Annotated in this window: 8 protein-coding genes; 2 read left to right on the top strand and 6 right to left on the bottom strand. The window is 72.7% G+C overall.

The features are described from left to right. Positions 1-69 precede the first annotated feature (69 nt). From ABZ801_RS27285 to ABZ801_RS27265, 5 genes are all read right to left on the bottom strand, one after another. Positions 70-291: a zinc ribbon domain-containing protein gene (locus ABZ801_RS27285; protein ID WP_344952661.1), complete on the bottom strand. Its 222-nt coding sequence runs from the start codon at positions 289-291 to the stop codon at positions 70-72. Positions 292-323: 32 nt separating this feature from the next. Then, positions 324-833, bottom strand: a complete 510-nt coding sequence (locus ABZ801_RS27280; RefSeq protein WP_344952659.1) for an HNH endonuclease — start codon at positions 831-833, stop codon at positions 324-326. Between the two features lie 377 nt (positions 834-1,210). After that, positions 1,211-2,263, bottom strand: coding sequence for a hypothetical protein (locus tag ABZ801_RS27275; RefSeq protein ID WP_360702861.1), 1,053 nt, complete (start codon positions 2,261-2,263; stop codon positions 1,211-1,213). Between the two features lie 230 nt (positions 2,264-2,493). After that, positions 2,494-4,350 (bottom strand): dihydroxy-acid dehydratase, encoded by a 1,857-nt coding sequence (gene ilvD / locus ABZ801_RS27270; protein ID WP_344952655.1) that lies wholly within the window; start codon positions 4,348-4,350, stop codon positions 2,494-2,496. A gap of 298 nt (positions 4,351-4,648) precedes the next feature. Further along, positions 4,649-5,476 carry a nuclease-related domain-containing protein gene (locus tag ABZ801_RS27265; RefSeq protein WP_360702858.1) on the bottom strand — a complete coding sequence of 276 codons (828 nt, stop codon included), beginning with the start codon at positions 5,474-5,476 and terminating at the stop codon, positions 4,649-4,651. Positions 5,477-5,701: 225 nt separating this feature from the next. Between ABZ801_RS27265 and ABZ801_RS27260 the strand changes: the two genes are divergently transcribed. Both ABZ801_RS27260 and malQ read left to right on the top strand, forming a co-directional pair. After that, positions 5,702-7,132: an amidase gene (locus ABZ801_RS27260; protein WP_360702855.1), complete on the top strand. Its 1,431-nt coding sequence runs from the start codon at positions 5,702-5,704 to the stop codon at positions 7,130-7,132. A 36-nt stretch (positions 7,133-7,168) separates the two neighbouring features. Further along, on the top strand, positions 7,169-9,298 hold the full coding sequence (gene malQ, locus ABZ801_RS27255) for a 4-alpha-glucanotransferase (protein ID WP_360702852.1): 2,130 nt from the start codon (positions 7,169-7,171) through the stop codon (positions 9,296-9,298). A gap of 35 nt (positions 9,299-9,333) precedes the next feature. On the opposite strand, the gene pepN is transcribed toward malQ, so the two are convergent. Beyond that, positions 9,334-11,868, bottom strand: coding sequence for an aminopeptidase N (gene pepN / locus ABZ801_RS27250; protein WP_360702849.1), 2,535 nt, complete (start codon positions 11,866-11,868; stop codon positions 9,334-9,336). Positions 11,869-11,895: the final 27 nt, after the last annotated feature.

Below are 11,895 nucleotides of genomic sequence, written 5' to 3'. Positions count from 1 at the left end.
CGGACGGCGATCGCGCCCCCGCCCGCGAAGATCATCGGCTGCGCCCCGGCGGGGGCGGCAAGGACGGCCTCAGGAGCAGCAGCCTCCGCCGCAGCAGCCGCCTCCGCCGCCCGCCGGACGCGGGGCGGGAGCGGCGGCGCGGCCCGTCCCGGTGACGGCCACCGTGGACAGCAGCTTCACCGTGTCGTCGTGCCCGGACGGGCAGGAGGCGGGCGCGGACGCCTCGCTCATCGGCCGGGACACCTCGAACGTCGATCCGCAGGCGCGGCAGCGGTAGTCATAACGTGGCACGCCCCCAAGGATACGGCGCTCCGGCCGGAGGGTCAGGCCGCCGATTCGGGGACGTAGGGCGCCCACTGCGGGTCGCCGTCGTGGATGACGCCGATGAGCCTCCAGTGGGCGCCGCGTGGCACACCGGGCGTGACGTTGAGCGTCCACCCGAGTTCCTCCAGAAGCCGATCGGCCTTGCGATGGTTGCACGCCATGCAGGAGGCCACGCAGTTCTCCCACACGTGCTTGCCGCCCCGGCTGCGCGGCAGGACGTGGTCGATGGTCTCGGCGCGGCGGCCGCAGTAGGCGCAGCGGTAGTTGTCGCGCCGCATCAGCGCGGCGCGGGTCAGGGGAACCCGGGTGCGGAACGGGATGCGCACGTACCGGCGGAGCCTTATCACCGACGGGACCTCGATCGACATGGTCGCCGAGTGCAGCACCGCCCCCGAGGAGTCGTTGTGCACGACCACGGCCTTCTCCCTGAGCACGAGGCAGACCGCCCGCCGGAGGGGAAGCGTGGTGAGTGGTTCGTACGTCGCGTTCAGGAGAAGGACCTGTCTCATCAGACGGCCCTCGCAGGGTCATAGATCTCTTCCGCCTCGGTGGACGCGCCCGCGCGCGCCTCGCACCGAGGCCCGAGTATTGTCTCCGGCACCTGCGCACCCACCATGAGGACCTCCCCAGGGGCATAGCTGGCCGAACCAGCGCTCGCCGACCGCCACGGCCGACCCGAAATCAGTGTGGCGCCTGAGAAGGTCGTCCGCTACCCCATTAATACCCCGCAAACTGGCCGTACTGAACGCGCGGCGGCCCCCGGGATCATCGCGATGACCCCGGGGGCCGCCATGGACGCGCGCCCGTGGACGGGGCGGCGCGTCCGGGAGGGCGGGGCGGAACGTGCCGCTCCGCTCCTGGACGTCCCGGTCCCCGCCCCCCGGTCTCAGGCGTCCTCGGCGGGGACGTCGCCGCGGTACGGCACGGTCAGATAGTGCATGCTGCCCACCTGGGCGCGCGGCTTGCCCTTGTCCGCGTCGCGCGGCGGCACCTTGGCGGGCGGATCCGCCTTCTCACGCGGCCCCTTGTGGCGGGGCGGCACCTTGCCGTGCGGCCTCTTGCCGTGCTGGGGCTTGCCGTGCTGGGTCTTGCCGCGCGGAACCGCCTTGCTGCGAGGCGCCTTGCTGCTCACGGCGGCCTTGTCGCGCGGGACCGCCTTGTCGCGCGGGGCGTGCGGAGCGGGCTTGCCATGCCGGCCCTTGTGGCGGGGCTTCGCCTTGCCCCGAGGCGTCTTGCCGTGCGCGGACGCCTTGCCCCGTGGTGAGGCCTTGCCGCGTGGGGGCTTCTTGCCTCGGGGGGGCTTCTTGCCTCGGGGGGACGTCTCGTCCCTCGGCGGCTTGTGCTCTCGCGGCGTGCTCGGGCCAGGCGGCGTCGTCTGGTCGTCCTGCGGGGCCGATGCGGGCCGCGTCTCCGGCTGGGACTGGCCGTCCGTCGGCAGGGTGGGCCGTCCGGCGGGCTGGCCGGGATCGTCCTTCGGCCGCGTGGTGCGGCGCCAGTCGACATGGCCGGCGAGGTTCACCCCGCCCTCCAGGTCCTCCGGCAGCCGGGCCACCAGCGTGCCGGAACGCGACTGCTTCGCCCGCAGCGACGGATAGGCGCAGCGCACCGTCCCCTCGTCGCCCCTCCGGCACGCCCGGTCGGGCGAGTTGACCGGCACCGCCGGCCTGACGGTGTGCGTGACGACGACCCTGTACGCCGGGCGGCCGGTGCGGTTGTGCAGCCGCCACCGCCAGGTGACCTTGTTCCCGTCCGTGGAGATCCGCGGCACGGAGTAGGTGATCTCGACCTTGCTCTCGGCGACGGCCGGGCGCGTCGGCACCGACCGCACCTCGGCGCGCGCGGGCAGGCCCGCCGTCAGCCACGCGCCGGCCATGGCGGCTCCGACGGTGCCCAGAGCCGCGCGCGTCGGCGCGCGGCCTCCCCCGATGACCATGTTCATGCCCCACCCCCCTGTGTGGAAGACCAGCTGGTCAACGAGTCCCTTCTACCGAAGATCACCTGCGCGTTCACCTCGCCACACGTGACGCGGGGAGACGCTGGCAGGACTTTGTCGCGGACGGGCACGACGCATCGCCGCCGCACTGCCGTCCGGCGCCCCTGCACCGGGGGGCGGGAAAGACGCGCGGCGGCCCCGGGGCCGAGCCCCGGGGCCGCCGCGCGGTGAAGCGGTCAGTTGCCGCCCAGCTGGGTGATGTCGCGGGCAGCGCCGGTGGAGGCGGAGGTGGTCATGGCGGCGTACGCCTGGAGGGCGGCGCTGACCGGGCGCCGGCGGTCGCGGGGCCGGAAGCCGCCGAGGTCGGCCAGCAGCTTCTCGCGGCGGGCGGCCAGCACCTCGGCGGGGACGTCCAGCTCCAGCGTGCGGCGCGGGATGTCGATGACGACGCGGTCGCCGTCCTCGATCAGCGCGATGTCGCCGCCCGCGGCGGCCTCGGGGGAGGCGTGGCCGATGGACAGGCCGCTGGTGCCGCCGGAGAACCGGCCGTCGGTGATCAGCGCGCACGCCTTGCCGAGGCCGCGTCCCTTGAGGAAGCTGGTCGGGTAGAGCATCTCCTGCATGCCGGGACCGCCCTTGGGGCCCTCGTAGCGGATGACGACCACGTCCCCGGGCTTGACCTTGTCGCCGAGGATGCCCTCGACGGCGTCCTCCTGGCTCTCGAACACCACGGCCGGGCCGGAGAAGGTCCACAGCTCCTCCTCGACCCCGGCGGTCTTCACGATCGCGCCGTCGGGGGCGATGTTGCCGTACAGGACGGCCAGTCCGCCGTCGGTGGTGTAGGGGTGCTCGGCGTCGCGGATGCAGCCCTCGGCGCGGTCCAGGTCGAGGGACTCCCAGCGCGCGCTCTGGCCGGAGGCCCGGGTGGTGCGCTCGCCGCCGGGCGCGGCGTGGTACATCTCCACGGCCTCGGGCAGCACGTCGGGGGAGCGGATGTCCCACTGGGCCAGGAACTCGGTCAGCGACGCCGAGTGGACGCTGTGGACGGTGCGGTTGAGCAGCCCGGCGCGGTCGAGCTCGCCCAGCAGCGCGGGGATGCCGCCCGCGCGGTGGCAGTCCTCGACGTGGTACCTGGCGGTCGCGGGGGCCAGCTTGCACAGGCACGGCACCCGGCGCGACAGCTCGTCGATCTCCTTGAGGCCGAAGTCGACCCGCCCCTCGCGGGCGGCGGCCAGCAGGTGCAGGATCGTGTTGGTCGACCCGCCCATGGCGATGTCGAGGGCCATGGCGTTCTCGAACGCGTCGCGCGTGGCGATGTTGCGGGGCAGGACGGAGTCGTCGTCGCCGTCGTAGTAGCGGCGGGCGATCTCCACGACGGTGCGCCCGGCGTCCTCGTACAGGCGGCGGCGCTCGGTGTGGGTGGCCAGGACGGTGCCGTTGCCGGGCAGCGCCAGGCCGATCGCCTCGGTGAGGCAGTTCATGGAGTTGGCGGTGAACATGCCCGAGCACGACCCGCAGGTCGGGCAGGCGCTCTCCTCCATGCGGGCCAGCGCGTCGTCGGAGACCGAGGAGTCGGCGGAGGCGATCATCGGGTCGATCAGGTCGAGCTTGTGGCCGCCCATGACGCCCTCGACCGGCTTGCCCGCCTCCATCGGCCCGCCGGAGACGAACACGGTGGGGATGTTCAGCCGCATCGCCGCGATCAGCATCCCCGGGGTGATCTTGTCGCAGTTGGAGACGCAGATCAGCGCGTCGGCGCAGTGCGCGTTGACCATGTACTCGACCGCGTCGGCGATCAGCTCGCGGGACGGCAGCGAGTACAGCATGCCGCCGTGGCCCATGGCGATGCCGTCGTCCACCGCGATCGTGTTGAACTCGCGCGGCACGCCCCCGGCCTCGCGGACGGCGCCGGCGACGATGTCGCCGACCTCGCGCAGATGGACGTGGCCGGGCACGAACTGGGTGAAGCTGTTGGCCACCGCGACGATCGGTTTGCCGAAGTCCTCCCTGGCCACGCCGGTGGCGCGCAGGAGCGCGCGGGCGCCCGCCATGTTGCGTCCGTGGGTGACCGTTCGTGACCTGAGCGGGGGCATGATGCTCCTCGGCGTGCTGACGTTCTGTGGTGGTGATCTTACGTCGCAGCGGCGGATCGCGCCCTGCCTGGGGGTCCGTGCCTCCCGTCCCTTCGGGGAGGCGGCCCGCCGGCCCGGCAGAGGTCCCCTGGGGGGTCGGCCTCTCGATGCTATCAACGCCGCTGGTGTGCGGGCCTGCCCAGGGGCGCCGAGGAGGACGGACGAGAACACGGCGAGGGCGCCCCTGGAATCGGGGCGCCCTCGGAGCCGGAGCCCGGCGGCGGGCCCGCGGCCGAGCCGTCCGGCCGGACGTGTCCGGTCAGGCCGTCTCCTGCCGCTCGTCCTCCTCCTCGCGGTAGATCGGCGGCAGCGTCTCGCTGGCGACCTTGTAGATGCGCCGCACGTCGGTCTCGGTGAGGATCTTGGGGCGGCGGCGCAGGTAGCCGCGCGCCTGGTTGCCCGCGTAGACGTCGACGTCGCGCACCCGCATGACCTTCCACGGGATCGACGGCCCGTAGATGGCCACCGAGGGCTGCACGGGCACCTCGAAGCCCACCCGTTCGGACAGCATCCGGCTGGCCTGCTCGGCCTCCCAGCGCGCCTCGTCCAGGCGGTCCTTCTTGTTGAAGGGGCCGTGGAACAGCTTGAGGTGCGACATGGTCCGGACGGGCAGCCGCTTGTCCCACTTCTCCGAGTCGATGGCGTAGACGCCGCTCGGGCCGATGACCAGGTGGTCGATGCGGCCGTCGCTGACGCCGTCGGTGTCGCGCGGCACCGCCCGGGCGTGCAGCACCAGGTAGCCCTTCTTCTCCAGGGCGCGCAGCTGCCGCTCGGTGCGGCGCTCGGCCGCCGACGACTTCTGCCAGGCCGCCACGCTGGACGAGGTGCGGGCCCGGCGGACGACGTCGGCGATGACCGCCAGGATCGCGGCGGTGAGCCCGATGCGCAGGTCGAACACCACCGTGAAGACGATGCCCACCACGACCGCCACGCCCGCGCGCACCGCCCAGCGCCGGATCGTGGGGTCGTTCAGCAGCTCACCGTAGGTCTCGGGCCTCGGCGGCAGCCGGCCCGGCTTCTTGTCGGGCTCCGGGGAGGGCCGGCCGCGCGCCTCCTGGCCGTCGTCGCCCCGCTCCATGATCGCCATAGGTGACGCTCCGTATTCCCTTCGCGTCGGAAGCATGATCCTCCGTGCGCAGAGTAATCATTGTCGCCGTTCCGCGACTAGTCATGCCGGGTTAATACTTTTGTCGCCGCTTCAGGGCGATTCGCCGGTGCGTCACTCGGGTAGGACAACTTTCACCCCCTCTTCGCGGCGTGCCGTCCTTGTCATCTTTGATGCCGGCGGCCACGCCGTCTACCGTTCGACGGTGTGACACTTCCCCATGACCTCACCGTGCTGCGCCAGGCGGCGGCGATCCGGACCCGCGAGCTGTCCCCGCTGGAGCTGGCCGACCACTATCTGGACCGTATCGAGCGGCTGAACGCCCAGGTGGGCGCCTATGTGACGGTGGACGCCGAGTACGTGCGCGAGCAGGCGCGGGCGGCCGAGAAGCAGGTGCTGGAGGTCGCGGGCCCCGAGGAGCTGCCGCCGCTGCACGGGGTGCCGATCCCGATCAAGGACCTGAACATGGTGAAGGATGTCCGGGTCACCCTGGGATCGCAGGTTTTTTCCGATCTGGTGGGGTTTGCCGACGACAGTGTCGTGACACTCCTGAGGCAGGCCGGATGTGTCCTTCTCGGCAAGACCACAACACCCGAATTCGGCCTGCCCTGCTATACGGAAAGTGCCGTCGCGCCCCCCGCCCGCACCCCGTGGGACCTGGAACGGTCCGCGGGCGGCTCCAGCGGCGGCGCCGCCGCGGCGGTCGCCGCCGGCCTCGCCCCCGCCGCGCAGGGCAGCGACGGCGGCGGCTCGATCCGCATCCCCAGCAGCGTGTGCGGCCTGTTCGGCATCAAGCCGACCCGGGGCCGCGTCTCCCAGGGCCCGGTCGTCCCCGACCTGTTCGGGCTGTCGACCAACGGGCCGATCGCCCGGAGCGTCCGCGACGCGGCCGCGCTGCTGGACGCGATGGCCCGGCACATGCCCGGCGACCTGTACATGGCGCCGCCGCTGCCGGCGGGGGAGACCTTCCTCGGCTACGCCGGCCGCCCGCCGGGCCGGCTGCGCATCGCGCGCAGCGCCGAGCCGGCCGTCCCCGGCACCGAGGTGCACCCCGACTGCCTGGCCGCCTACGAGGAGGCGTCGGCGCTGCTGGAGGAGCTGGGGCACGAGGTGGTCGAGCTGCCCCGGGTGCTCGGCGCCGACCTGGTGCCGATCTTCGAGACGCTGTGGAGCGTCATGGCCACCCTCACGCCCGTCGAGCCCGACAAGGAGCACCTGCTGCAGCCGCTGACCCGCTGGCTGCGCGAACGCGGCAACGCCACCGGCGCGCCCCAGCTGTTCCACGCGCACGCCATGCTGCAGTCGGCGCTGCGCCAGGCGTTCCCCGTGATGAACGAGTTCGACGCGATCCTGCATCCGACCCTGGCCCAGCCGCCCCGTCCCCTGGGTTACTTCCACGACCAGGAGCCCGAGGAGAACTTCGCGCGGCAGAAGGCGTTCACCCCGTTCTGCGCCGTGTACAACGTGTCGGGGCAGCCCGCCGTCAACGTGCCGCTGCACTGGAACGCCGACGGCCTGCCCATCGGGGTGATGCTCGCCGGGCGCCTGGGCGGCGAGGGCACCCTCATCTCGCTGTCGGCGCAGCTGGAGGAGGCCCGCCCCTGGATCGACCGCAAGCCGCCCATCTGGAACGCCTGACTGCGTCCCGGCCCAGGGGGCATGTTCCCCCCTGTGGTGAACGAGCAGGTGAACGAGCGCGCGGTCGACGAGCAACTGCACAGGCTGGCCCAGGCCCACTGCGTCGCCAGCAGCTACAAGGACTGGCGAGAACGGGAAACCCCCGTTCCCCGGGAGACCCTCGTGGCGGTGCTGGCCGCCTTGGGCGTGGACGCCTCCACCCCCGGCGCGGTACGCGATGAGCTGGCACGGCTGGAGGAACAGCGGCGTCAACGGCTGCTGCCTCCCGTCGTGGCGTGCCGTCGCGTACCCGGCGCCGACCAGATCCGCGTGCCCTCGCAGACCGAGGTGTCGGTGGAACTGGCCGACGGCACGACCCTGACGCCGCCCTCGGCGTCCCCAACGGCCGAAGGCCACCTCGCCTACGCACTGCCGTCTGAGACGCCGCTGGGGTGGCATCGTGTGCGCGCACGCAGGGGTTCGCATGAGCAGGACGCCGCGTTGCTCGTCGCCCCAGACCGGCTGCGGACCCCCGAACGGGTGTGGGGGTTCACCGCCCAGCTCTACTCCGTACGGTCCCGGGCGTCCTGGGGGATGGGCGACCTGCACGACCTGGCGCAACTGGCGGCCTGGAGCGGCCGGGAGCTGGACGCGGGCTTCGTCCTGGTCAACCCCCTGCACGCGACCGAACCCACGCCGCCGATCAACCCGTCCCCCTATTCGCCGATGAGCCGCCGCTTCGCCAGCCCCCTCTACCTGCGAGTGGAGGACGTGCCCGAGTATCGGGAACTGTCCGCGGACGACCGGGAGCGCATCGCCGCCCTGGCCGCCCCCCTGCGCCAAGACGAACGCCTCATCGACCGCGACGCGGTCTGGACGGCCAAACGCCAAGCCCTGGAAACCCTGTACCGCGTCCCTCGCACCCCGGCCAGGCAGCAGGCCTACGAGTCGTTCCGCCAACGTGAGGGCACGGCGCTGACCGCGTTCGCCACCTGGTGCGCCCTGGCCGAGGAGCACGGCAACGACTGGCGCCGCTGGCCGTCCGCCCTGCGGGACGCCGACAGTCCCGCCGTGGCACGCGAAGCCGAACGCCTGGCACCCTGCGTCGACTTCCACGCATGGCTCCAATGGCAGCTCGACGAACAGCTCACCGCCGTCCAGCGAACCGCGACCGCCTCAGGGATGCCCATCGGCATCATGCATGACCTGGCGGTGGGCGTGACCCACTCCAGCGCGGACGCCTGGGTGTACCGGGACGTCTTCGCGGAGGGCATGAGCGTGGGGGCGCCCCCCGACGAGTTCAACCAGCGCGGCCAGGACTGGGGCCAGCCCCCATGGCACCCCCAGCGCCTCGCCCAGGCCGAGTACGCCCGCTACAGGGACATGCTGGCGGCCTCCCTGCGGCGTGGGGGAGGGCTGCGCATCGACCACGCCATGCAGGTGTCGCGCCTGTGGTGGGTGCCCGAAGGCGGCTCACCCGCGGACGGCACGTACGTCGGTTACGACCGCAACGCGCTGCTGTCCTGCCTCACCTGGGAGGCCGCCCGCGCCGACGCCGTCATCGTCGGCGAGGACCTGGGCACCGTCGAACCCCAGGTACGCGAGGACCTCGCCGAACGCGGCGTCCTGGGCACGTCCCTGCTGTGGTTCGAACGCGACCGCGCCGGCAGGCCCAAACCCCCCGGGCAGTGGCGGGAACTGTCGCTGGCCACCGTCGGCACCCACGACATGCCGCCGATCACCGGGTTCCTGCACGGCGACCACGTCGCCCTGCGCGACCGCCTCGGGCTGCTCACCCGCCCCGCCGCCGACGAGGCCGCCGACCACCGGCGGCTGCTGGCCGGCTGGCTGGCCCTCCTGCACGCCGAGGGCCTGCTGGCCGACCCGCCCGACGCCCTGCTGAGCGCCGTGGCCCGGGGCGCGCACGACCACGACGAGGCCGCGGCGGCCGCCCTGCACGCCCTGCTGGCCCGCACCCCGGCCCGTCTCATCGGCGTGTCCCTCGCCGACGCGGTGGGCGAGCGCCGCACCCAGAACCAGCCCGGCACCAGCGACGAGTACCCCAACTGGCGCGTCCCCCTCGCCGGCGCCGACGGCCGTCCCGTCCCGCTCGACGACCTGCCCGCCGACCCGCGCGTCGCCGCCGCCGTGGCCCCGGTCAGGGCCGCGACGCGGACGCGGGCGTGACCACCGCCGTGACCACGCCCGCGTCCACCTGAGGATCAGGACGCGGCGGCGTCCCTGGCCTGGGCGCGCAGGGCCCGGGCCACGCCGTCACGGCCCTCCGACAGCAGCCGCACCAGCGCCGCGGGCGGCCGGTGCTCGGCGATGTAGGACTCGGTGCGGTCGATCGTCGCCTGCTCGATGATCAGGAACGGGTAGGCGACCTCGGCGAACGTCTGCGCCATGTCGCTGCTCCACTCCTGCCAGATCCGGCCGACCTCGGCGAAGTACCGGTCCACGTACGGGCGCAGCAGCTCGGCCTGGTCCGGCTCGACGAAACCGCCCAGCGTGGCCCGGTACACCGCGTTCGGCAGCTTCCCGGAGATGATCCGCTCCCAGGCGGCGGCCTTGGCCTCGGCGGTCGGCAGCGCGGCCCGGCAGGCGGCGGCGTTCCGCTCGCCCGCCGCGGTCGGGTCCCGCTTCAGCTCGGCGTCGATCTCGGCCTCGCCCGCCCGGCCCGTGACCACCAGGCGGCGCAGCAGCGCCCAGCGCAGGTCGGTGTCGACCGTCAGGCCCTCCAGCGACTGCGAGCCGTCCAGCAGGCCGGTGACGAACGCCAGGTGCTCGTCGGTCTCGGCGACGCCGCTGAACGCCTGGATGTAGGCGAGCTGGAAGTCCGAGCCCGCCTCGGCCTCGCGGGCCAGGTCGTACAGCGCGTCGGCCATCAGCCGCCGCCCCTCCGGCCGCCACGCCGGGCCGGCGTACTGCTGCAGCGCCGTGCGCGCCTGCCGCAGCAGCGTCTGCGTCACCGAGATGTCCGTCACGCCGCGGATCCCCGACAGGACGAGTCGGACGTAGTCGCGGGTGGCCATCTCGGCGTCCCGGGTCATGTCCCAGGCCGCCGACCAGCACAGCGCCCGCGGCAGGCCGTCCCTGATCTCCCCGATGGCCTCGATCAGCGTGCGCTGCGAGGTCTCGTCCAGCCGGATCTTGGCGTAGGTGAGGTCGTCGTCGTTGACCAGCACCAGATCGGGCCGCCGCTCGCCGACCAGCTCCGGCACGTCGGTGCGGTCGCCGACCACGTCCAGCTCCACCCGCCTGCGCCGGACGATCCCGTCGGGTGTGCGGTCGTACAGGCCGATCGCCACGCGGTGCGACCGCAGGGTCGGGTACTCGGCCTTGGCCTCCTGCCGGACGCTGAACGCGGTGAAGTCGCCCTCGCCGTCCACCTCGTAGACCGGACGCAGCGTGTTGACCCCCGCCGTCTCCAGCCACTCCTTCGACCACGACTTCAGGTCGCGGCCCGAGGTCTCCTCCAGGGCGTCCAGCAGGTCGCCCAGGACGGTGTTGCCCCACGCGTGCCGCTGGAAGTAGCGCCGCACGCCCTCCAGGAAGTTGTCGCGCCCCACGTACGCCACGAGCTGCTTGAGGACGCTGGCGCCCTTGGCGTAGGTGATCCCGTCGAAGTTGACCTCCACCGCGCGGATGTCGGGGATGTCGGCGGAGATCGGGTGGGTGGACGGGAGCTGGTCCTGCCGGTACGCCCACGCCTTCATCAGGTTGGCGAACGTCGTCCAGGACCCCGTCCACTTGGTGGCCTCGGCCTGGCACAGGACGCTCATGTACGTGGCGAACGACTCGTTCAGCCACAGGTCGTCCCACCAGCGCATGGTGACCAGGTCGCCGAACCACATGTGGGCCATCTCGTGCAGGATCGTCTCGGCGCGCCGCTCGTAGGCCGCGTCGGTCACCCGCGACCGGAAGACGTAGTCCTCCAGGAAGGTCACGCAGCCCGCGTTCTCCATGGCGCCGGCGTTGAACTCGGGCACGAACAGCTGGTCGTACTTGGCGAACGGGTACCGCTGGTCGAACACCTTCTCGAAGAAGGCGAAGCCCTGCCGGGTGACGTCGATGATCGCGTCCGCGTCCAGGTGCTCGGCCAGCGACGCCCGGCAGAACACCCCCAGCGGGATCACGCTGCCGTCCTCGCGCCGGTACTCGTCGCGCACCACGTGGTACGGCCCCGCCACCAGCGCGGTGATGTAGGTCGACACGCGCGGCGTCGGCGGGAAGTGCCAGCGGCCGCCCTCCTGGCCGTCGGGGGCCTCGTTGGTGATGACCTGCCAGCCCTCCGGAGCGATCACCGTCAGCTCGAAGGTCGCCTTCAGGTCCGGCTGGTCGAAGCAGGTGTACATGCGGTGCGCGTCGGCCGTCTCGAACTGCGTGTACAGGTACACGCTCTGGTCGACCGGGTCGACGAACCGGTGCAGGCCCTCGCCCGAGCGCGAGTAGGCGCAGTCGGCCACCACGCGCAGCTCGTTGCGCTCGGCCAGCGACGGCAGCGGCAGCCGGCCCTTGTCGGCGTCGTACGTCGCGGGGTCGAGAGACCGTCCGTTGAGCGTCGCCTCCCGCACGACGGCGCCGTGCAGGTCGACGAAGGTCGAGGCGCCCGGCTCGGCGCACCCGAACGATATGACGGTGGTGGACCCGAACCGCTGCTCATCCCTGGTGAGGTCCAGCTCGACCGTGTACGAGTCGACGCTGAGCAGCCGGGCCCGTTCCCGCGCCTCATCGCGCGTGAGGTTGCCTGCCACGTGCACTCCTTGGACGTCTTTGTATGT

It is taken from the genome of Actinomadura sp. NPDC047616 (assembly GCF_040642915.1).
Classification (GTDB): Bacteria; Actinomycetota; Actinomycetes; order Streptosporangiales; family Streptosporangiaceae; genus Spirillospora; species Spirillospora miaoliensis.
Note: the sequence above shows the minus strand (reverse complement) of the source record. Positions and strands in the feature narration are given on the sequence as shown.

Coding starts and splice junctions, on each gene's coding strand:
- ABZ801_RS27265 (WP_360702858.1), bottom strand. CDS start 5,476: ATGGCGATCATGGAGCGGGGCGACGACGGCCAGGAGGCGCGCGGCCGG.
- ABZ801_RS27280 (WP_344952659.1), bottom strand. CDS start 833: ATGAGACAGGTCCTTCTCCTGAACGCGACGTACGAACCACTCACCACG.
- ABZ801_RS27275 (WP_360702861.1), bottom strand. CDS start 2,263: ATGAACATGGTCATCGGGGGAGGCCGCGCGCCGACGCGCGCGGCTCTG.
- ilvD (WP_344952655.1), bottom strand. CDS start 4,350: ATGCCCCCGCTCAGGTCACGAACGGTCACCCACGGACGCAACATGGCG.